The following is a 20,535-nucleotide window of genomic DNA, read 5'->3' as shown; positions in this document are numbered from 1 at the left end:
AAAAAATAAGATGGCAGTAAAATACCCCGCGTTTCGTAAAAAATTCCCTCTACTGGTCACTGGCAGCCTTCTGGCGCTACAACCTTTAGCCGTTCCTTTTGCTATCGCTGCCGAGCAGTACGATTGCCAGGTTTCCGCCACCGGCGGCTGGGCATGCGCCCCAAAGACCAGCAATGCTGCACTGCCAGCACGGCCAGTACAACGTGATTCGGTCGCCAGCAACAAAGCTGGCGAAAGTGGCACCGAAGCACCTCAGGGAAAAGCCGCGCAAGCGACCCTGGTGACTGAAAGCCGTGGCAAAGGCCTCGCATCGCGCAGTGCCGATTTCAGCCACCTGGACTGGGTGCCGCGAGAAAATCTCAGCGCCGCTCAATTGGCAGAAGCCGGCCCCTACTGCGCAGGCGCGTACATAGAGCCGATGCGTCCGGGCATGGACGACAAGACGCCGATGGATGAAGCGCCGATGTTCGTATCGGCCAAAGCCTCGCGCTATGAGCAGGAAGAGCAGGTCGCCACCCTCGCCGGTGATGTCGTCCTACGCCAGGCAGGCATGCAGGTCGAGGCGGACGAAGCCAACCTGCGTCAGGCGGAAAACCGCGGTGAGCTGATCGGTAATGTGCGCCTGCGAGATCAAGGCATGCTGGTCGTGGGTGACCGCGCCGAGCTGCAGCTGGACAACGGTGAAGCCAAAGTCGACAACGCCGAATACGTGCTGCACAAGAGCCATATTCGCGGCAACGCGCTGTACGCCAAGCGTGAAGAAAGCGCGATTATCCGCCTGAAAGACGGCACCTACACCAGCTGTGAGCCTGGCAGTAACGCCTGGCACCTGAAGGGCAACAACATCACCCTGAACCCGGCCACCGGTTTCGGCACCGCGACCAACGTCACCTTGCGGGTGAAGAATATTCCGGTGTTCTACACACCTTATATCTACTTCCCGATTGATGACCGCCGCCAGTCCGGCTTTCTGCCGCCGAGCATTGGCAGCTCGAGCGATAACGGCCTGACCCTGCAAACGCCGTATTATTTCAACCTGGCGCCGAACTACGACGCCACGCTGTACCCGACTTATATGAGTGATCGCGGCTTGATGATGGAAGGCGAGTTCCGCTACCTAACCAAGAACAGCGAAGGCCAAGTTGGCGGTGCGTATCTCGACGACAGCAACGATGACCGCAAACTGCAGTCGGAGTACGAAGACCAACGCTGGATGTACCGCTGGCAACACAAAACCGGCATGACCTCACGCCTGCTGGCAGAAGTGGACTACACCGACATCAGCGATCCGTACTACTTTCAGGACCTGGAAAGCGACCTCGGAATCAGCTCCACCAGCTATGTAAATCAGCGAGGCACCCTGACCTATCGGGGTGATAGTTATACCGCACAACTGAACGTGCATGCTTACGAACTGGCCAATATCACCGATATCACACCTTATAACCGACTGCCGCAACTGGCACTGGAAGGCGAGCTTCCTTTCGAGCCAGCCGGGCTAAACCTGAGCTACGGGGCCGAGTACGTTCGATTCGACCGTAACTTACGCAACGGCCAATTCTCTGATGAAAACGGATTACTGGAAGACTGGTACGACGAGCGCCTGCGCGGTCTTGCTCGCAGCAACGGCGAACGCATACATGTCGAGCCAGCCGCCCGCCTTCCACTAAGCTGGAGCTGGGGTTATGCCACACCACAGATCAAATACCTCCAGACAAATTATGACCTAAACATCGATCAACAAGGCAAAGACAGCCTATTAGACGAGCAAACATACAAGAGCAGCCAGAGCCGCGGCATAGGAATGTTTAGTCTCGACAGCGGCCTGTACTTTGATCGCGACACTCAGTGGTTCGGCCAGCAGTTCCGGCAAACTATGGAGCCTCGCCTGTTCTACCTCTATGTCCCTGAGGAAGACCAAACCGACATCCCAGTCTTTGACACTGGCGAAAGCAATTTCAGCTATTCATCGTTATGGCGTGAAAATCGTTTCTCCGGCAAGGATCGCATCGGCGACGAAAACAAACTGTCTCTGGGTGTAACCAACCGCTGGATTGAGCCAAACGGTTTTGAGCGTCAGCGCTTCAGCATCGGTCAGGCCTTCTACTTCGAAGACCGCCAGGTACAGATGCCAGGCATTGATTACCGCACCCGCGGCGATGCAACCGCATCAGTCTCGCCCTATGCCCTTGAGTACCTCTATCGCTTTAACCGCGACTGGCGCTTTTCCTCGGACTTCAACTGGGACCCGGATAGCGGCAGCACCCGTTCGGGTAGCGCGATGTTCCATTACCAGCCAGAAGACAACCCAAACAAGGTGATCAACGCCGGCTATCGCTATCGCAATGACAGCGTGCGCTATGACGAAGCCAGCGGTAACTGGGTAGTAGGTGGTGGCGACTACGGCACCCCAGGTTCGCCTGAATACATCAAGGACTACTACAAGATCAGCCAGCACGATTTCTCGGTTATCTGGCCGATCGTTCCGCAGTGGAGCGTGATTTCCCGCTGGCAGTATGACTATGGTCGCGACCGTACTCTGGAGGCTTTCGCCGGCTTCGAGTACGACAGCTGCTGCTGGAAACTGCGCCTGATCAACCGTTACTGGATCGACTATGACGAAGTCAGCCTGAACCCATCGCGTAACGACCAGGCTGATCGCGGCATCTTCTTGCAGATCGTACTCAAAGGTCTGGGCGGTGTAGTCGGCAATAAAGTTGAGACTTTCCTCGACCAAGGCATTCAAGGTTATCGTGAACGTGAAGATAAAGCTTTCTGATTGCGTGCGCCCGCTGCTGCTGGGCGCGCTGTTCCTGGGCACTGCGACACAGGCTGAGGTCCGACCACTCAACCGCGTTGTAGCAATTGTCGACAATGACGTGGTGATGCAAAGCCAGCTCGATTCACGCCTGCGTGAAGTGCAGCAGACCATCACCCAGCGCGGCGCGGCTTTGCCGCCTGAGCACGTACTCAGCCAGCAGGTGCTTGAGCGCCTGATTATCGAGAACATCCAGCTGCAGATCGGCGAACGCTCAGGTATTCGGATTACCGACGAAGAACTGAATCAGGCCATCGGCACCATTGCCCAGCGCAATGGCATGAGCATTGAGCAGTTCCGCGCCGCCTTGGAGGCGGACGGCCTGTCGTACACCGATGCGCGTGACCAGGTACGCCGCGAGATGATCATCAGCCGTGTGCGCCAACGCCGCGTGGCAGAACGCATTCAGGTAACCGACCAGGAAGTGCAGAACTTTCTCGCCTCGGACATGGGCAAGATGCAGCTGTCGGAAGAGTTCCGCCTGGCCAACATCCTGATCCCAGTACCCGAAGGTGCCTCCCCTCAAGACATTCAGGCAGCTGACCGTCAGGCCCGCGATCTGTATCAGCAGCTGCAGCAGGGCGCTGATTTTGCCCAGCTGGCGATTGCCCGCTCGGCCAGTGAAACCGCGCTGGAAGGCGGCGAAATGGGCTGGCGTAAAGCTGGGCAACTACCACCGCCTTTCGACAGCATGCTCAGCGCCCTGCCGGTTGGCCAGGTGACTGAACCGATGCGTACGCCCGGCGGCTTTATCATGCTCAAGCTGCTGGAAAAACGCGGCGGCGACAGCCAGGTACGTGACGAAGTAAACGTTCGCCACATCCTGATCAAGCCCAGCGAAATCCGCAGCGAAGCCGAAACCAAGCGCCTGGTTGAACGCCTGTACCAGCGCATCCTGGCCGGGGAAGACTTCGCCGAATTGGCGAAGAACTTCTCTGAAGACCCAGGCTCGGCGTTGAACGGTGGCACCCTGAGCTGGATCGACCCGAACGTATTGGTGCCCGAGTTCCGCGAGGTGATGAACAACACGCCGGCAGGCGAGCTGTCCAAGCCCTTCAAAAGCCCTTACGGCTGGCACGTCCTGGAAGTCATGGGCCGCCGCGCCACGGACAGCAGCGCGCAGTACCGCGAGCAGCAGGCGATGACTGTACTGCGTAACCGCAAGTACGATGAGGAACTGCAAGCTTGGCTACGGCAGATCCGCGACGAAGCCTACGTCGAGAGCAAACTCTGATCGGCCTAGCAGGCGAACGCAGCTAGCGTACGCAACAGATCAAGCCCGGCTTTATGCACACGCAGAGCCGGGCTTTTTTTCGCCCGCGAACAACGCGCCTCTTTACTATCCGCCGTCGCACTAACAGAGTTGGCGCAAAGCCACGGAGAGCCCATCAATGACCACGCCACGCCTTTTCGCACTGACTCCCGGCGAGCCTGCAGGCATAGGCCCTGACCTGTGCCTGCTGCTGGCGCGCGAAGTACAACCACACCCGATCATCGCGATAGCCAGTCAGCAGCTGCTGGCCGACCGCGCGAAACTGCTAGGCCTGAACATCCAGCTGATCAGCGTCAGTCCCGCAGCCTGGCCGCAGCAGGCCGCACCAGCCGGCAGCCTGTATGTCTGGGATACCCCGCTACCCGCCCCCGTAACACCCGGCCAGCTGAACCCAAGCAACGCACCCTATGTGCTAGAAACCCTGACCCGCGCCGGCCAGGGCTGCCTCGACGGGCACTTCGCCGGAATGATTACCGCCCCCGTACACAAAGGCGTGATCAACGAAAGCGGGATTGCCTTCTCGGGGCATACGGAGTTTCTCGCCGAACTGACGCATACCGCGCAGGTGGTGATGATGCTCGCCACTCACGGCCTGCGCGTGGCGCTGGTGACCACACACCTGCCACTCAAGGATGTGGCCGAGGCCATCACCCCTGAGCGACTAAGCCGTGTCACACGAATTCTCGACCATGACCTGCGCACGAAATTCGGCATCGCCCGGCCGCGCATTCTGGTCTGCGGCCTCAACCCGCATGCCGGCGAAGGCGGCCATCTGGGCCGGGAAGAGATCGAAGTAATCGAGCCCACCCTGCAGCAGCTGCGCAGCGAAGGTATCGACCTGACCGGCCCGCTACCAGCCGACACCCTGTTTACCCCCAAACACCTCGACCACTGCGATGCGGTGCTGGCCATGTACCACGACCAGGGCCTGCCAGTGCTCAAATACAAAGGCTTTGGCGCGGCGGTAAACGTCACCCTGGGCCTGCCCATCATCCGCACCTCGGTTGATCACGGCACCGCGCTGGATTTGGCCGGTAGCGGCAAGATCGACAGCGGCAGCCTGCAGGTAGCCCTGCAAACGGCGTATGAAATGGCCGCCAGCCAAGTGAAAAGCGCCTGACTGCCACGCCCGGCACGGGGCGTACGTCGTCAATGCTGTTAAACTGACGGGCTTTCTACTCGCGTTACATTCGCTTCAAGCCGATGCCTTGAAGCCTGGAGCTGCTGCATGTCCGACTACCAACACCGCGCGCGCAAGCGTTTCGGCCAGAACTTCCTGCATGACGCCGGGGTGATCCATCGTATCCTGCGCGCCATCCACGCCCGCGAAGGCGAGCACATGCTGGAAATCGGCCCAGGCCAGGGGGCGCTGACCGAAGGCCTGCTGAACAGCGGCGCACAGCTCGACGTGATTGAACTCGACCGCGATCTGGTGCCGATCCTGCAACACCAGTTTGGCAGCAACCCGCGCTTTCGCCTGAACCAGGGTGATGCCCTCAAGTTCGACTTCAACCAGCTGCAGGCCGAGCCACACAGCCTGCGCGTGGTCGGCAACCTGCCATACAACATCTCCACGCCGCTGATCTTCCACCTGCTGAGCAATGCCGCGCTGATCCGCGACATGCACTTTATGCTGCAGAAGGAAGTGGTCGAGCGCCTGGCCGCAGAACCTGGCGGCGGCGACTGGGGCCGCCTGTCGATCATGGTGCAGTACCACTGCCGCGTGGAGCATCTATTCAACGTCGGCCCAGGCGCATTCAATCCGCCGCCAAAAGTCGACTCGGCCATCGTCCGCCTCGTGCCGCACGAGGTGCTGCCGCACCCGGCCAAGGACCATCATCTGCTCGAACGCGTGGTGCGCGAAGCCTTCAACCAACGGCGCAAGACCTTGCGCAATACCTTGAAGAACTTACTGCCCGCAGCGGCAATTGAAGCCGCCGGCGTCGACGGCAGCCTGCGCCCTGAACAATTGGACCTGGCTGCCTTTGTACGCCTGGCGGACAAACTGGCTGAACAACCCATCGCCGACTGACAGCGGCTAGACTGGGTTTCTGCCCACCGAGTTAATTACGCATGAGCGATTCGCGCTACAACATCGACGTCAGCGTCGTCACCCGCTACCTGCCGGAGCAGTCGCAGCCGGAGCAGAACCGCTTCGCCTTCGCCTACACCGTCACGGTCAGCAATAAAGGCGAACTGCCGGCCAAACTGCTCTCGCGGCACTGGGTGATTACCGATGGCGATGGTCGCGTGCAGGAAGTGCGCGGTGCCGGCGTGATCGGCCAGCAGCCGCTGATCGAGGCCGGCGCCAGCCACACCTACAGCAGCGGCACAGTGATGACCACCCGCGTCGGCATCATGCAAGGCAGCTATCAGATGCTCGCCGACGACGGTAAACGCTTTGACGCGGTGATCGCCCCCTTCCGTCTCGCGGTGCCGGGCTCGTTACACTAATGGCCACCTACGCAGTCGGCGACCTGCAAGGTTGCCTGAAACCCCTGCAATGCCTGCTTGAGCGCGTGGCCTTTGATCCGGCGCAGGACAAACTGTGGCTAGTCGGTGACCTGGTCAACCGCGGCCCCGAATCCCTGGCGACGCTGCGCTTTCTCTACAGCATCCGTGATGCGCTGACCTGCGTGCTGGGCAATCACGACCTGCACCTGCTGGCCGTGGCGCACAATATCGAGCGCCTGAAAAAAGGCGACACCCTGCGCGAGATCATCGACGCGCCGGATGCTGCAGATCTGCTCGACTGGCTGCGCCGGCAAAAGCTCCTGCATTACGATGAAGCCCGCGATACCGCCCTGGTGCACGCGGGCATCCCGCCGCAGTGGAACATGGACAAAGCGCTCCGCCGCGCTGCCGAAGTGGAAGAGGTTCTGCGTGATGACGCCCGCCTGCCGTTGTTTCTCGACGGCATGTATGGCAACGAGCCGGCCAAGTGGCACGGCGACCTGCACGGCGTCACCCGCCTGCGGGTGATCACCAACTACTTCACCCGCATGCGTTTCTGCAAAGCCGATGGCACCCTCGACCTGAAAAGCAAGGAAGGTGTCGGCAGCGCCCCTGCCGGCTACGCCCCCTGGTTCAGTTACAAACAGCGCAAGACCCGTGGCCAACGGATCATCTTCGGCCACTGGGCGGCGCTCGAAGGACAATCCCAGGAACCCGACGTGGTGGCTCTGGATACCGGCTGCGTATGGGGCGCAAGCATGACCCTGATGAATATCGACAGCGGCGAGAAATACAGCTGCGACTGTAAGGAGCAAGCATGAGCGAATTCAAACGCATCCCCCCTGAGCAGGCTCAAGCCCTGCGCCAGCAAGGCGCAGTGGTGGTCGACATCCGTGACCCGCAGAGCTTCGCCGCCGGTCATATCAGCGGCTCGCAGCACCTCGACAACCACTCGCTGCACGCCTTTATCAGCCAGGCCGATCTCGATGCGCCGCTGATTGTCGCCTGCTACCACGGCAACTCCAGCCAGAGCGCGGCGGCTTACCTGGTCGGCCAGGGCTTCAGTGATGTCTACAGCCTCGATGGTGGTTTTGAGCTGTGGCGCGCGACCTTCCCCGACGACACCGCACAAGCCACCGAAGAATAATTTTTTCACCGCCCAGGCCGCACCAGCAGCGGCCTGCCGGCCCCTCCCGACCAACGGTAATATCCTGTTATCGTTCCGCGCCCCTTGACCTCGCTGATTCCGAACTATCCTTTAGCTCAGGCCATCCAAAACAAGGTAGAGCCGGCCAAACGGCATCGGGCCATCGGTAAGAACCTGTTCAAGGTCTCGCGAGCTAGAGTCATGCAAGGCAAGAACAGGCGAGGAAGCGGAGTTTACTGATGTAAATGAGCATTCCGAACCTGTTCTTAACGCAGCAGGGCCGACGCGCAGCAGACGTTGGACAAGTTCTAAGATTATTAGGTGTTCTGGGGGGTTACCCGGCTGCATCCGCACCGGAGCTGCCAAGCACCTGACCGAACCCGCACCGGCTCTGCGCATCGAGCGAGGTGAAGTCATGAGCATTTTCAGCCACTTCCAACAACGTTTCGAAGCGACTCGCCAGGAGGAATTCTCCCTCCAGGAGTACCTCGAACTGTGCAAACAGGATCGCAGCGCCTACGCCTCGGCAGCCGAGCGCCTGTTGCTGGCGATTGGCGAGCCGGAATTGCTCGATACCTCGACCGACCCACGGCTGTCGCGGATTTTTTCCAACAAGGTGATCCGCCGCTACCCGGCCTTTGCCGACTTCCATGGCATGGAAGAGTGCATCGATCAGATCGTTTCCTACTTCCGCCATGCGGCGCAGGGCCTGGAAGAGAAGAAACAGATTCTCTACCTCCTCGGCCCGGTGGGCGGCGGTAAATCCTCGCTGGCGGAAAAGCTCAAGCACCTGATTGAGAAAGTGCCGTTCTACGCGATCAAGGGCTCGCCCGTATTCGAGTCGCCGCTGGGGCTGTTCAGCGACGCCGAAGACGGCGCGATTCTCGAAGAGGATTACGGCATCCCACGGCGCTACCTCAACAGCATCATGTCGCCCTGGGCCACCAAACGCCTGCAGGAGTTTGGCGGCGATATCAGCCAGTTCCGCGTGGTCAAACTCTACCCTTCGATCCTCAACCAGATCGCCGTGGCCAAGACCGAGCCGGGCGATGAGAACAACCAGGACATCTCCGCCCTGGTCGGCAAGGTGGATATCCGCAAGCTTGAGGAATACCCACAGAACGATGCCGACGCCTACAGCTACTCGGGCGCGCTGTGCCGGGCCAACCAGGGCCTGATGGAGTTCGTCGAGATGTTCAAGGCACCGATCAAAGTGCTGCATCCACTGCTGACCGCCACCCAGGAAGGTAATTACAACAGTACCGAAGGCCTCGGCGCGATCCCCTACAGCGGCATCCTGCTGGCCCACTCCAACGAGTCGGAATGGCACAGCTTCCGCAACAACAAGAACAACGAAGCCTTTATCGATCGTATCTATATCGTCAAGGTGCCGTACTGCCTGCGCGTGACCGACGAGATCAAGATCTACGACAAGCTGCTGTTCAACAGCTCCCTGGCCAAAGCCCATTGCGCGCCGGACACGCTGAAGATGCTCGCGCAGTTCTCCACCCTCAGCCGCCTGAAAGAGCCGGAAAATTCCAACGTCTACTCGAAGATGCGCGTGTACGACGGCGAAAACCTCAAGGACACTGATCCCAAGGCCAAGTCGATTCAGGAGTACCGCGACACCGCCGGCGTGGATGAAGGCATGAATGGCCTGTCGACCCGCTTCGCCTTCAAGATCCTCTCCAAAGTGTTCAACTTCGACCCGCACGAAATCGCCGCCAACCCGGTGCACCTGCTCTACGTGCTGGAGCAGCAGATCGAGCAGGAACAGTTCCCCGCCGAGGTACGCGAGCGTTACCTGCGCTTTATCAAGGAATACCTGGCGCCGCGCTATATCGAATTTATCGGCAAGGAAATCCAGACTGCCTACCTGGAGTCCTACAGCGAGTACGGGCAGAACATCTTCGACCGCTACGTGCTGTACGCCGACTTCTGGATTCAGGATCAGGAATACCGCGACCCGGAAACCGGCGAGATCCTCAACCGCGTGGCCCTCAACGAGGAGCTGGAGAAGATCGAAAAACCGGCCGGCATCAGCAACCCGAAAGACTTCCGCAACGAGATCGTCAACTTCGTGCTGCGCGCCCGGGCCAACAACAATGGCAAAAACCCGACCTGGCTCAGCTACGAAAAACTGCGCGTGGTGATCGAGAAGAAAATGTTCTCCAACACCGAAGACCTGCTGCCGGTCATCAGTTTCAACGCCAAAGCGAGCAAGGAGGATCAACAGAAACACAACGACTTCGTCACTCGCATGGTCGAGCGCGGTTACACCGACAAACAGGTACGCCTGCTGTCCGAGTGGTATCTGCGGGTTCGTAAATCGCAATAACGCGGCCTGACGCAACAGGCTGCCAGCGGCTACAGGGCGCGCGACAAACGCCGCCCTGTGCTGGCTGCGCCTGATGTCTGCAGCGCACGGAGGGCAGTTATGAGCCATGTGATCGATCGACGCCTGAACGGCAAGAACAAGAGCACGGTAAACCGCCAGCGCTTTCTGCGGCGTTACCGCGACCACATCAAGAAGGCCGTGGAAGAGGCGGTCAGCCGCCGCTCCATCACCGATATGGAGCACGGCGAGCAGATCAGCATCCCCGGCCGCGATATCGACGAACCGGTGCTACACCACGGCCGCGGTGGCCGCCAAACCACCGTGCATCCTGGCAACCGCGAATTCACCACTGGCGAGAAGATTGCTCGCCCGCAAGGCGGTGGCAGCGGCCAAGGCGCCGGCAAGGCAAGCAACTCCGGCGAAGGCATGGATGAGTTTGTCTTCCAGATCACTCAGGAAGAATTCCTCGATTTTATGTTCGAGGACCTCGAACTACCCAACCTGATCAAACGCCACCTGACCGGCAGCGACACCTTCAAAAGCGTGCGCGCCGGCATCAGCAATGAAGGCAACCCATCGCGCATCAATATCGTCCGCACCCTGCGCTCGGCCCATGCCCGGCGTATTGCGCTCTCAGGCAGCAGCCGCAACAAACTCAAGAGCGCTCAGGCCGAACTGGAACGCCTGAAGCTGGAACAGCCGGACAACCTCGGTGATATCCAGGCCCTTGAAGAGGAAGTCAGCAAACTGCGCGCGCGGATCAAGCGCATCCCCTTCCTCGACACCTTCGACCTCAAGTACAACCTGCTGGTCAAACAGCCCAACCCCAGCTCCAAAGCGGTGATGTTTTGCCTGATGGACGTTTCTGGCTCCATGACCCAGTCGACCAAAGACATCGCCAAACGCTTCTTTATCCTCTTGTACCTGTTCCTCAAGCGGAACTACGACAAGATCGAGGTGGTGTTTATCCGCCACCACACCAGCGCCCGCGAGGTGGACGAGGAAGAGTTCTTCTACTCGCGCGAGACCGGCGGCACCATCGTTTCCAGCGCGCTCAAATTGATGCAGGAGATCATGGCCGAGCGCTACCCGATCAACGAATGGAATATCTACGCCGCCCAGGCGTCGGATGGCGACAACTGGAACGATGACTCGCCGATCTGCAGGGATATATTGATCAAGCAGATCATGCCGTTCGTGCAGTACTTCACCTACGTCGAGATCACCCCGCGCGAGCACCAGGCGCTGTGGTTCGAATACGAGCAGGTCAGCGAAGCCTTCGCCGACACCTTCGCCCAGCAGCAGCTGGTATCGGCCGGCGACATCTACCCGGTATTCCGCGACCTGTTCCAGCGGAGGCTAGCCACATGAGCAACAGCAAAGACAAGCGCCGCCAGCCGATCTCCACCGGCTCGGAATGGACCTTCGAGCTGATCCGTCAGTACGACCGCGAAATCGGCCGCCTCGCCGAACGCTATGCCTTGGACACCTACCCCAACCAGATCGAGGTGATCACCGCCGAGCAGATGATGGACGCTTACGCCTCAGTCGGCATGCCGCTGGGTTACCACCACTGGTCCTACGGCAAACACTTCCTCAGCACCGAGAAAGGCTACAAACGCGGGCAGATGGGTTTGGCCTACGAGATCGTGATCAACTCCGACCCGTGCATCGCCTACCTGATGGAAGAGAACACCATCTGCATGCAGGCCCTGGTGATCGCCCATGCCTGCTACGGCCATAACAGCTTCTTCAAGGGCAACTACCTGTTCCGCACCTGGACCGATGCCAGCTCGATCATCGATTACCTGGTGTTTGCCAAGCAGTACATCATGCAATGCGAGGAGCGCCACGGCATCGACGCGGTGGAGGACCTGCTCGACTCCTGCCACGCCCTGATGAACTACGGCGTCGACCGCTACAAGCGTCCCTACCCGATTTCCGCCGAAGAAGAACGGCGGCGCATGAAGGACCGCGAAGAACACCTGCAGAAGCAGATCAACGACCTCTGGCGCACCATCCCGAAAAACGCCAGCAAGGGTGGCGACAAGGACAGCAAACGCTTTCCCGCCGAACCGCAGGAAAACATCCTGTATTTCCTGGAGAAACACGCGCCGCTGCTGGAGCCCTGGCAGCGCGAAATCATCCGCATCGTGCGCAAGATCGCCCAGTACTTCTACCCGCAGCGCCAGACCCAGGTGATGAACGAAGGCTGGGCGACCTTCTGGCACTACACCCTGATGAACGACCTGTACGACGAGGGCCTGGTTACCGAAGGTTTTATGATGGAGTTCCTGCAGTCGCACACCAGCGTGGTCTATCAGCCGCCGTACGACAGCCCCTACTACAGCGGCATCAACCCCTATGCCCTGGGCTTTGCCATGTACCGCGACATTCGCCGCATCTGCGAGGAACCGACGGAAGAAGATCGCCGCTGGTTCCCGGAGATAGCCGGCAGTGACTGGCTAAGCACCCTGAAATTCGCCATGAACAGCTTCAAGGACGAGAGTTTTATCCTGCAGTACCTGTCGCCCAAGGTGATCCGCGACCTCAAGCTGTTCAGCATTCTCGATGACGACCAGAAAGACGAACTCTACGTCCCGGCGATCCACGACGAACCCGGTTACCAGCAGATTCGCGAAACCCTGGCCGCGCAGTACAACCTGGGCAACCGCGAGCCCAATGTGCAGATCTGGAGTATCGACCGCCGCGGCGACCGCTCGCTAACCCTGCGCCACCAGCAGCACGACCGCAAACCGCTGGGCAACTCCACCGAGGAAGTGCTGAAACACCTGCACCGTCTGTGGGGGTTCAATATCCACCTGGAGCTGTACCAGGGCGAACAGCTGATCGGCACCCAGCACGTGCCGCCCAAGCACGAAGCCGAACATGACAGCGACTATCCACGCCTCGACCTGATGATCCCGCCCATTTGATCGGTTGCGCAGCCGCTACGCCAAGCACCAGCATGCGCTGCAGACCAACCGGGAATCTGCCGATGCGCCTGTTTATCGTGTTACTGCTGTGCCTGGCACTGGCCACCTGCAGCAGCCAGTTGCCCCGCGTCCAGGTACTGACCCCAGCCAGCGCCGAACTGGCGGGCAAGCGCGCCTTTACCTTGATCGCCGCCGAACAGGCCGTAGAAGGCGACGTGCCATTTGCCGAACGTTATGCGCAGCTGGAGCAATTGCTGCGCGAAGGCTTGAGCGCACGCGGTTACCAGGCCAGCCCGCAGGCGCAGATTCAGGTGTATTACTGGCTGGCGGTGCAGGACAGCCCGCTGGACTTCAAGGTCGACGCCGCCCCACCCACCCCGCTCGGCCCCTACCAGGCGATCCACCGCCTGCGCGATGAAACCGGCACCCTGCGCATCCGCCTAACCACCCCGGAGCAGCAAATCCTCTGGGAAGGCCTGATCAGCACCGGCCTAAGCCCGGCCAAGGACAGCGCCGAACTGCTGGAGCGCGCCACTCAAGCGCTATTGCAGCAGATTCCGCTAGCCAGTCCGTAGCCCGGATGCAATCCGGGGACACGCTGAAACCCTCAGAACTGCAACCAAACTACCCTTCATCAGCGGCCAGCCGCTATCCTCCGCACTTAGCGGAGGAACCATGATGCAGATTTACAAAGTAGGCGGCGCAGTGCGTGATCGCCTGTTAGGCCGCGAAGTTAGCGAGATCGACTGGGTAGTGGTCGGCGCCAGCGCCGAGCAGATGCTCGAACTGGGCTATCGCCCAGTGGGCGCCGACTTCCCGGTGTTCCTGCACCCGCAGACTGGCGAGGAATACGCCCTGGCCCGCACCGAGCGCAAAAGCGGACGCGGCTACGGCGGCTTCACCTTCTTTGCCAGCCCGGAAGTGACCCTGGAAGAAGACCTGATCCGCCGCGACCTGACTGTCAACGCCATGGCAGAGGACGATCAGGGCAACTTGATCGATCCCTATGGCGGCCAGCGTGACCTCGACGCCAAGCTGCTACGCCACGTCTCCCCCGCCTTCGCCGAAGACCCGCTGCGCGTATTGCGCGTCGCCCGCTTTGCCGCCCGTTACGCGCCACTGAGCTTCAGCGTAGCGCCTGAAACCATGGCACTGATGCGTGAACTGAGCGAGTCCGGCGAGTTAAGCGCGCTAACGCCAGAACGTAGCTGGAAGGAAATCTCCCGCGCACTGATGGAGCCGCGCCCGGATGTATTTATCCAGGTACTGCGCGACTGCGGCGCCCTGCGCGAACTGCTGCCCGAGGTCGAGGCACTGTTCGGCGTACCGCAACCCGCCGCACATCATCCGGAAATCGATACCGGCGAGCATGTGCTTAGCGTGCTGCGCCAATGCGCCGAACACCAGCAACCGCTGACCGTACGCTGGGCCTGCCTGCTGCATGATGTCGGCAAAGGCCTGACGCCCGAGGCCGAATGGCCAAGGCATATCGCCCACGAACACACCGGGCTGAAGCTGATCCGCGCGATCAACCAGCGCTGCAAAGCGCCCAAGGATTGCCAAGAACTGGCCCTGCAGGTCGGCGAATTCCACACCCACGGCCATCGCGCCCTGGAGCTGAAAGCCTCAACCCTGCTCAAGCTGCTGCAGAGCTTCGACGTGTTTCGCCGTCCGCAGCGCTTTGACGAGTTTATCGCCGCCTGTGAAATGGACGCCCGCGGCCGCCTCGGCCTGGAGCAACGCGAATACCCGCAAGCCGACTACCTGCGCGCGGCCATGCACGCCGCCCGTGCAGTGGCCGTGCAACCCCTGCTCGCACGCGGCCTGCAAGGGGCCGAACTGGGCAGCGCATTGCAGGAAGAACGCCTGCAGGCGCTCCAGCAATTTCGCCAGAACCACCCTCGAGCGTAGCGTTACGCGCAGCACACTGATAGGCTGCAGGCCTTGCAGCACTAGGCCTCCAGCCATCTAGCGCATAAATTTTGACGCCAAAATCTAAGCGCATGAGCTTTACTTAAAAGAGCCTGCCTCGCCACGCGCCAACGCGCGTGGCCTCAGCGCCGAACAGGCCACGCCGGAGACCTCTACCTTGCACCTGAATCGTCCAGTGTTTATGCGCGCCAATCGAAAAGTCCTCTGCTGCACCCTACTGGCATTGTTGCCGGCGCTGGCCCATGCCGAACCAGCCGACGCCGACAGCGCCGCCCTGCGCGCCACTCAGGTCGCCCATGTGGTGCACGGCATCCTCAGCTATGCGCGCTGGCCGCAGCAGCCCGAAACCCTGCGCCTGTGCGTGATTGCGCCAACCGAGTACGCCGACTTGCTGTGGCAGAACCACGAGCTGGAATCCCGTCAGCCAGTACAGGCCAAGCGCCTGCTGGTTGATAGCCCATTGCTGGAAACCGACTGCGAAGCCGTCTATCTCGGGGTGATCGAGGACAGCCAGCGGATTGCCCTGTTCAGCCGCCTGGTCGGCAAACCCATCTTGACCATCAGCGAAACCAACCAGGCCTGCAGCGAAGGCAGCCTGTTCTGCCTGGGCATCAGCGATGAGCATGTGGGGTTCAAGGTCAACCTCGATGCCGTTGCGCGCAGCGGCATCCGCATTCACCCGAACGTGCTGCAGTTGGGCAAGCGCGCAGGACCGCAACCATGAACCGCAGAAAGCCCGAAGTCAGTCAGCGGCGCCCGAGCCTGCGCCGCCTGCTGCATAACGCCCATCTGCGTGTCGCGCTGCTGGCCATGGGCCTGACCAGCCTGTCGCTAACCCTGGTCAGCCTGCTCGCACTTAGCACCTACGCCAGCCACAACCTGCAACTGATCGCCCGCTCCCTGGCCTATACCCTGGAAGCCGCCGTGGTGTTCAACGACCGCGCAGCGGTACGCGACGCCCTGGAGCAGATCTGCAAGACCGAGGAAATCGCCCAGGTGGCCGTCTTCGATAAAGACGGCGCGCTGCTCGCCAGCCTGGACGCAGCCAATAACACCGTACTCAACAGCGCCGAGCAATCAATCGCCCGCCTGCTGCTGCCGGACGTGGTGATTCAACCCATCACCTATCAGGGTCAACAGATCGGCGCCCTGCACCTCAGCGGCCAAGGCACCACCCTGCTGCGTTTCCTGATCGGCGGCCTGCTTGGCCTGCTGGCCAGCCTGGCGCTCAGCGCACTGGGCGCCACCTATGGCTCCAAGCGCATACAGCGGGCAATCACCCAGCCGCTGCGTAACCTGTCGCAAGTAGCGCACAACATTTCCGTGGAGCGCACCTTCAACCAGCGCGTACCGGCCACCCATATCGCCGACCTCAACGAGCTGGCCGAAGACTTCAACGCCCTGCTTGATCAACTGGAGGCCTGGCAGCATCAGCTGGAACGCGAGAACGCCTCGCTGGCGCACCAGGCCAGCCACGACGCTCTGACCGGGCTGCCCAACCGCGCTTTCTTCGAGTCGCGCTTGCTCGGCAGCATGCGCGAGGCCCGCGACAGCCAGACGCAAATGGCCGTGCTGTTTCTCGACAGCAACCGTTTCAAGGAAATCAACGATCAGCTCGGCCACGCCGCCGGCGATGCGGTGCTGATCGCCATTGCCCAGCGCCTGCGCGCCCAATTGCGTGAAGGCGACACCGTGGCGCGTCTGGGCGGCGACGAGTTTGCCGTGCTGCTCAAACCCATCCACCACGAAGACGATGCGGTGCTGATCGCCGACAAGATCATCGACAGCATGCACAAACCCATCGCCCTGCCCGAAGGCGGCAGCATCACCACCTCCCTGAGTATCGGCATCGCCCTCTACCCGGAGCACGCCGACAACCCCGAAGCCCTGGTGCACGAGGCGGACGTTGCCATGTACCACGCCAAACGCAGCCAGGGCGGGCGAACCATGGCCAGAGGCCAGGATTCACTTACCAACTGAAAAGGAGCTTCATTGTGCGCAGCTTAATGCGATTGATCTTTATCGGCGTGCTCGGCGCGGCACTGTTCATCAGCGGCTGCCAGAGCACACCCAAAGGCCTCAGTGCCGAGCAGGTGGCCTTGCTCAAGAGCCATGGCTTCCAGTGGACCGAAGACGGCTGGGAACTCGGCCTCTCCGGCAAAGTGCTGTTCGACACCGACTCGGAAGTCGTCTCCAGCGCCAGCACCGTGCAACTGACGCAAATCACCCAGGCACTGCTGGGCGTCGGTATTCAGCAGGTACGCCTGGAAGGCCACACCGACAATGTCGGCCAGCCGGCTTATAACCAACAACTGTCGCTGCGCCGCGCCCAGACGGTGGCGGCTGTGATGCAAGGTGCGGGGATGGATGCGCAGCTGATTGCCACGCAGGGCATGGGCCAGAGCAAACCGATTGCCGACAACAACACCGCCGAAGGGCGCAGCGAAAACCGCCGCGTGGCGATTATCGTCAGCACGCCCTGATCAGGGCTTGGCCGGATACTCGGCGCACAGCGCAGCCGGCGTCAGCTGCTGCTCGCGCCAGCTGAATGCGACCGGCCACAGTTGCTGATCGATCTGCGCCGCCTGCCACAGTTCGGCAAAACTACGCTGCTGCGCCGGATGCAGGACATCCGGCGCCAGCAAGGCCAGCGGCCAGAGCACAAAGGCGTTCTTGAGGATTTCCGCCCGAGGCAGAATCAAGCCGTCGAAGTTGCCGACCAGATCGCCGTATAGCAGCACGTCGATATCCAGCGGCAGGCCTTTGCGTTCAGGCGCGTAGCGGCCGTTATCGGCTTCGATAAATTTCAGCCGACGGTCCAGTTCACCCAGCGGCAGCTCGCTGTAGCCGGCCACCACCAGATTGAAGAACGGCCCGCTCTTGATGCCCACTGCCTGGCTTTCGAACACCGGCGAGCAGCGCATCTCACTGAGCAGACCAGCGAGCGCATCAAGGCCGGCGCACAAGTGCGCTTCGCGGCCGATATTGCTGCCCAGGCCAAGTAGAACGGGAGTTAGCGACATCCGCGCTCGATCTCCACGCCCACCCCACCGCTGGCCGCCGGCACCGCACCGGGCTTGGTCAGCTTGAGCCGCACCCAGGGAATCTGGAACTCAGCCATGAGTAACTCGACCAGCCGCTCGGCGAAGGTTTCCACCAGGATAAACTGCGACTCGCTGGCAAACGCCTGAATCCGCTGCGAGACCTTGGCGTAATCCAGCGCCTTGTCCAGCTCATCACCGGCGGCAGCGGGACGGTTATCCCAGCCCAGGTACAGGTCCAGACGCAAACACTGGCGAATGGTGCGCTCCCAGTCGTAGGCGCCGATCACCGTATCGACTTCCAGACCCTCGATAAAAACTGTGTCCAAGCACGCTCTCCGTGGCACGACAAGGCTGCCGCACCTAGTTAGAATCAGGGCTCCCTTGCCCCGGAATGGATACCATGTTTTGGCTGTTGGCGATCCTCGCCTACCTGCTCGGCTCGTTGTCCTTCGCCATTCTGCTCAGCCGCCTAAGCGGCGGACCGGACCCGCGCGTCAGTGGCTCGGGCAATCCCGGTGCCACCAACATGTTCCGCGTCGCCGGCAAACGCCTGGCCATCCTCACGCTGATCGGCGACCTACTCAAAGGCCTGCTGCCGGTACTGATCGCCAGCCTGCTCGACTTCAGCCTGCAGCAACAAGCCTGGGTCGGCCTGGCAGCCGTTGTCGGCCACCTGTATCCGCTGTACTTCAACTTCCGTGGCGGCAAGGGTGTCGCCACGGCCGCTGGAATGCTTCTGGGTCTGTACCCGCCCGCCGCCTTGCTGGCCGTTGCCGCGTGGTTGCTGACCTTTGTCCTGACCCGTACCAGCTCGCTGGCTGCACTGATCGCCACACCGCTGACCCTGCCACTGCTGGCCTGGCAACAGCCCGACGCACTGCTTCCCGTTTGCGTACTGACCGGTCTGATCGTCTGGCGCCATCGCGGCAATTTACGCGATCTGTTCGCTGGCCGTGAGCGGCATTTCTAAATCGACCGCGTGAATCCGCCTCATCCCGCAGGTGCTACAGCGCCGGCAGTTGCTCCATCGGCCAACGCGCCTGCACCTTGATGCTCAAATCCTCATGCTGCCCCGCCAGCAAGCGCTGGCAGCCGGCATAAGCGATCATCGCGCCGTTATCGGTACAGAACGCCGGACGGGCGTAGAACACCTCACCCTTCAGCTCAGCGAGCATCTTTTCCAGCGACTGGCGCAGCGCCTGGTTGGCACTCACACCGCCGGCGATGACCAGGTTATTCAGCCCGGTTTGCTTGAGTGCACGCTTGCATTTGATGGTCAGGGTATCGACCACCGCCTGCTGGAACGCCAGGGCGATATCACAGCGGGTCTGCTCAGAGTTGTCGCCTGCCGCTTGGCACTGCTGCCAGGTGTTCAGGGTAAAGGTCTTCAGGCCGCTGAAGCTGAATTCCAGCCCAGGGCGATCAGTCATCGGCCGTGGGAATTTGAAACGTCCAGGCGTGCCGCTCAGCGCCAGACGAGCAATCTCGGGGCCACCGGGGTATTGCAGGCCCATCAGTTTGGCGGTCTTGTCGAACGCCTCGCCTGCCGCATCATCCAGGGACTCGCCGAGCAGTTGGTACTGACCGATGCCATCGACACGAACCAGCTGGGTATGCCCGCCCGACACCAACAAAGCGACGAACGGAAAAGCCGGTGGTTGTTCTTCCAGCATCGGTGCCAGCAAGTGGCCTTCCATATGGTGCACACCCAGCGCTGGGATATCCCAGGCAAAGGCCAGCGCCTGCGCGCAGGAAGCGCCCACCAGCAGCGCGCCAACCAGGCCGGGGCCGGCGGTATAGGCGATGGCGTCGATGTCAGTCGCCACGCAGTCGGCTTCGCTCAACACCTGGCGGATCAACGGCAGCATGCGTTTGACGTGATCACGCGAGGCCAGCTCCGGCACCACACCGCCATACACACGGTGCAGATCGATCTGGCTAAACAGCGCGTCGGCCAGCAGGCCGCGCTCGCTGTCGTAGAGCGCGACACCGGTTTCGTCGCAGGAGGTTTCCAATCCCAGAACCAGCATGGGCAGTGCCTTGTAGTAGTGTGTGCAACTTCGAAGGCGCGCATGATAATGGCCGCTGGCGCGAGCCGGCCAGCGCTTTTCGATCAGAGGCTTTGCATTCCTCGCGATGAGGCGGTAACATCCGCAACCCTTAAAAACCTACGTTCTCCAGCGCCATCTGCCAGGAGTAACGTTACCCCCGGTAATAAAGAAGGTAAGCCCTGGATGCCAGCCGTCAAAGTTAAAGAGAACGAACCCTTCGACGTAGCTCTGCGTCGTTTCAAGCGCTCCTGCGAAAAAGCCGGTGTTCTGGCTGAAGTTCGCAGCCGTGAATTCTACGAAAAGCCAACTTCCGAGCGTAAGCGCAAAGCAGCAGCCGCTGTTAAGCGTCACGCCAAGAAAGTGCAGCGCGAGCAGCGCCGCAGCGTTCGCCTGTACTAATCACCGCAGCTTCGCCTGCACGATTAGCTACAAGCAACGCCTGACACCCGGCCTAGCCGGGTTTCGCTTTTAGACTCCGCGCCACCTCCGGGTGACGATCGGAGTCTTTTAGTTTTTGCCCCACCCTGTTCTGCCCCAGCGCA

The 20,535-nt window shown here is 60.9% G+C and carries 20 protein-coding genes; 17 read left to right on the top strand and 3 right to left on the bottom strand.

The features are described from left to right. Positions 1-10: 10 nt before the first annotated feature. The 15 genes from P3C18_RS13695 to P3C18_RS13625 all read left to right on the top strand — a co-directional run bounded on the left by P3C18_RS13695 (position 11) and on the right by P3C18_RS13625 (position 17,381). The gene (locus tag P3C18_RS13695; protein WP_275962399.1) at positions 11-2,779 is read left to right on the top strand and encodes an LPS-assembly protein LptD; all 2,769 of its coding nucleotides are present in this window, start codon (positions 11-13) and stop codon (positions 2,777-2,779) included. After that, positions 2,760-4,052: a peptidylprolyl isomerase gene (locus tag P3C18_RS13690; protein WP_275962398.1), complete on the top strand. Its 1,293-nt coding sequence runs from the start codon at positions 2,760-2,762 to the stop codon at positions 4,050-4,052. The genes P3C18_RS13695 and P3C18_RS13690 overlap by 20 nt, the downstream gene beginning before the upstream one ends. Before the next feature lie 157 nt (positions 4,053-4,209). Next, a complete protein-coding gene (gene pdxA, locus P3C18_RS13685) occupies positions 4,210-5,211 on the top strand; it encodes a 4-hydroxythreonine-4-phosphate dehydrogenase PdxA (RefSeq protein WP_275962397.1) in 1,002 nt (333 codons plus the stop codon). Between the two features lie 108 nt (positions 5,212-5,319). After that, a complete protein-coding gene (gene rsmA / locus P3C18_RS13680) occupies positions 5,320-6,123 on the top strand; it encodes a 16S rRNA (adenine(1518)-N(6)/adenine(1519)-N(6))-dimethyltransferase RsmA (RefSeq protein ID WP_275962396.1) in 804 nt (267 codons plus the stop codon). 41 nt (positions 6,124-6,164) lie between these two features. After that, positions 6,165-6,545 carry a Co2+/Mg2+ efflux protein ApaG gene (gene apaG / locus P3C18_RS13675; protein ID WP_275962395.1) on the top strand — a complete coding sequence of 127 codons (381 nt, stop codon included), beginning with the start codon at positions 6,165-6,167 and terminating at the stop codon, positions 6,543-6,545. After that, on the top strand, positions 6,545-7,366 hold the full coding sequence (locus P3C18_RS13670; protein ID WP_275962394.1) for a symmetrical bis(5'-nucleosyl)-tetraphosphatase: 822 nt from the start codon (positions 6,545-6,547) through the stop codon (positions 7,364-7,366). The genes apaG and P3C18_RS13670 overlap by 1 nt, the downstream gene beginning before the upstream one ends. Then, positions 7,363-7,692, top strand: coding sequence for a thiosulfate sulfurtransferase GlpE (gene glpE, locus P3C18_RS13665; RefSeq protein WP_275962393.1), 330 nt, complete (start codon positions 7,363-7,365; stop codon positions 7,690-7,692). Before P3C18_RS13670 ends, glpE begins: the two co-directional genes overlap by 4 nt. Before the next feature lie 415 nt (positions 7,693-8,107). Further along, positions 8,108-10,030 carry a PrkA family serine protein kinase gene (locus tag P3C18_RS13660; protein WP_275962392.1) on the top strand — a complete coding sequence of 641 codons (1,923 nt, stop codon included), beginning with the start codon at positions 8,108-8,110 and terminating at the stop codon, positions 10,028-10,030. 99 nt (positions 10,031-10,129) lie between these two features. Next, a complete protein-coding gene (locus tag P3C18_RS13655) occupies positions 10,130-11,401 on the top strand; it encodes a YeaH/YhbH family protein (RefSeq protein ID WP_275962391.1) in 1,272 nt (423 codons plus the stop codon). Next, positions 11,398-12,966 (top strand): SpoVR family protein, encoded by a 1,569-nt coding sequence (locus P3C18_RS13650; protein ID WP_275962390.1) that lies wholly within the window; start codon positions 11,398-11,400, stop codon positions 12,964-12,966. The genes P3C18_RS13655 and P3C18_RS13650 overlap by 4 nt, the downstream gene beginning before the upstream one ends. Positions 12,967-13,028: 62 nt before the next feature. Further along, entirely contained in the window at positions 13,029-13,541 is a 513-nt protein-coding gene (locus tag P3C18_RS13645; RefSeq protein WP_275962389.1) for a DUF4136 domain-containing protein, read from the top strand. 103 nt (positions 13,542-13,644) lie between these two features. Further along, the gene (locus P3C18_RS13640) at positions 13,645-14,877 is read left to right on the top strand and encodes a multifunctional CCA addition/repair protein (RefSeq protein WP_275962388.1); all 1,233 of its coding nucleotides are present in this window, start codon (positions 13,645-13,647) and stop codon (positions 14,875-14,877) included. A gap of 178 nt (positions 14,878-15,055) precedes the next feature. Further along, positions 15,056-15,622, top strand: coding sequence for a YfiR family protein (locus P3C18_RS13635; RefSeq protein ID WP_275962387.1), 567 nt, complete (start codon positions 15,056-15,058; stop codon positions 15,620-15,622). Beyond that, positions 15,619-16,878 carry a diguanylate cyclase gene (locus P3C18_RS13630; protein ID WP_275962386.1) on the top strand — a complete coding sequence of 420 codons (1,260 nt, stop codon included), beginning with the start codon at positions 15,619-15,621 and terminating at the stop codon, positions 16,876-16,878. Before P3C18_RS13635 ends, P3C18_RS13630 begins: the two co-directional genes overlap by 4 nt. Before the next feature lie 14 nt (positions 16,879-16,892). Continuing rightward, positions 16,893-17,381, top strand: coding sequence for an OmpA family protein (locus P3C18_RS13625; RefSeq protein WP_275962385.1), 489 nt, complete (start codon positions 16,893-16,895; stop codon positions 17,379-17,381). Here P3C18_RS13625 and folK read toward each other — a convergent pair whose 3' ends face one another. Next, the gene (gene folK, locus P3C18_RS13620; RefSeq protein ID WP_275962384.1) at positions 17,382-17,921 is read right to left on the bottom strand and encodes a 2-amino-4-hydroxy-6-hydroxymethyldihydropteridine diphosphokinase; all 540 of its coding nucleotides are present in this window, start codon (positions 17,919-17,921) and stop codon (positions 17,382-17,384) included. After that, positions 17,912-18,268, bottom strand: coding sequence for a dihydroneopterin aldolase (gene folB, locus P3C18_RS13615; protein ID WP_090256062.1), 357 nt, complete (start codon positions 18,266-18,268; stop codon positions 17,912-17,914). Before folB ends, folK begins: the two co-directional genes overlap by 10 nt. 74 nt (positions 18,269-18,342) lie before the next feature. On the opposite strand from folB, the gene plsY reads away from it, so the two are divergent. Then, a complete protein-coding gene (gene plsY / locus P3C18_RS13610; RefSeq protein WP_275962383.1) occupies positions 18,343-18,912 on the top strand; it encodes a glycerol-3-phosphate 1-O-acyltransferase PlsY in 570 nt (189 codons plus the stop codon). Positions 18,913-18,946: 34 nt separating this feature from the next. Here plsY and tsaD read toward each other — a convergent pair whose 3' ends face one another. Then, positions 18,947-19,972, bottom strand: a complete 1,026-nt coding sequence (gene tsaD / locus P3C18_RS13605; protein ID WP_275962382.1) for a tRNA (adenosine(37)-N6)-threonylcarbamoyltransferase complex transferase subunit TsaD — start codon at positions 19,970-19,972, stop codon at positions 18,947-18,949. A 204-nt stretch (positions 19,973-20,176) separates the two neighbouring features. On the opposite strand from tsaD, the gene rpsU reads away from it, so the two are divergent. Further along, positions 20,177-20,392, top strand: a complete 216-nt coding sequence (gene rpsU, locus P3C18_RS13600) for a 30S ribosomal protein S21 (RefSeq protein ID WP_003296736.1) — start codon at positions 20,177-20,179, stop codon at positions 20,390-20,392. Positions 20,393-20,535 lie beyond the last annotated feature (143 nt).

This window comes from Pseudomonas sp. 1928-m, from assembly GCF_029269135.1.
Classification (GTDB): Bacteria; Pseudomonadota; Gammaproteobacteria; order Pseudomonadales; family Pseudomonadaceae; genus Aquipseudomonas.
This window is presented reverse-complemented; position numbering and strand designations above follow the sequence as displayed.

Coding starts and splice junctions, on each gene's coding strand:
- P3C18_RS13695 (WP_275962399.1), top strand. CDS start 11: ATGGCAGTAAAATACCCCGCGTTTCGTAAAAAATTCCCTCTACTGGTC.
- pdxA (WP_275962397.1), top strand. CDS start 4,210: ATGACCACGCCACGCCTTTTCGCACTGACTCCCGGCGAGCCTGCAGGC.
- rsmA (WP_275962396.1), top strand. CDS start 5,320: ATGTCCGACTACCAACACCGCGCGCGCAAGCGTTTCGGCCAGAACTTC.
- apaG (WP_275962395.1), top strand. CDS start 6,165: ATGAGCGATTCGCGCTACAACATCGACGTCAGCGTCGTCACCCGCTAC.
- P3C18_RS13670 (WP_275962394.1), top strand. CDS start 6,545: ATGGCCACCTACGCAGTCGGCGACCTGCAAGGTTGCCTGAAACCCCTG.
- glpE (WP_275962393.1), top strand. CDS start 7,363: ATGAGCGAATTCAAACGCATCCCCCCTGAGCAGGCTCAAGCCCTGCGC.
- P3C18_RS13660 (WP_275962392.1), top strand. CDS start 8,108: ATGAGCATTTTCAGCCACTTCCAACAACGTTTCGAAGCGACTCGCCAG.
- P3C18_RS13655 (WP_275962391.1), top strand. CDS start 10,130: ATGAGCCATGTGATCGATCGACGCCTGAACGGCAAGAACAAGAGCACG.
- P3C18_RS13650 (WP_275962390.1), top strand. CDS start 11,398: ATGAGCAACAGCAAAGACAAGCGCCGCCAGCCGATCTCCACCGGCTCG.
- P3C18_RS13645 (WP_275962389.1), top strand. CDS start 13,029: ATGCGCCTGTTTATCGTGTTACTGCTGTGCCTGGCACTGGCCACCTGC.
- P3C18_RS13640 (WP_275962388.1), top strand. CDS start 13,645: ATGCAGATTTACAAAGTAGGCGGCGCAGTGCGTGATCGCCTGTTAGGC.
- P3C18_RS13630 (WP_275962386.1), top strand. CDS start 15,619: ATGAACCGCAGAAAGCCCGAAGTCAGTCAGCGGCGCCCGAGCCTGCGC.
- folK (WP_275962384.1), bottom strand. CDS start 17,921: ATGTCGCTAACTCCCGTTCTACTTGGCCTGGGCAGCAATATCGGCCGC.
- plsY (WP_275962383.1), top strand. CDS start 18,343: ATGTTTTGGCTGTTGGCGATCCTCGCCTACCTGCTCGGCTCGTTGTCC.
- tsaD (WP_275962382.1), bottom strand. CDS start 19,972: ATGCTGGTTCTGGGATTGGAAACCTCCTGCGACGAAACCGGTGTCGCG.
- rpsU (WP_003296736.1), top strand. CDS start 20,177: ATGCCAGCCGTCAAAGTTAAAGAGAACGAACCCTTCGACGTAGCTCTG.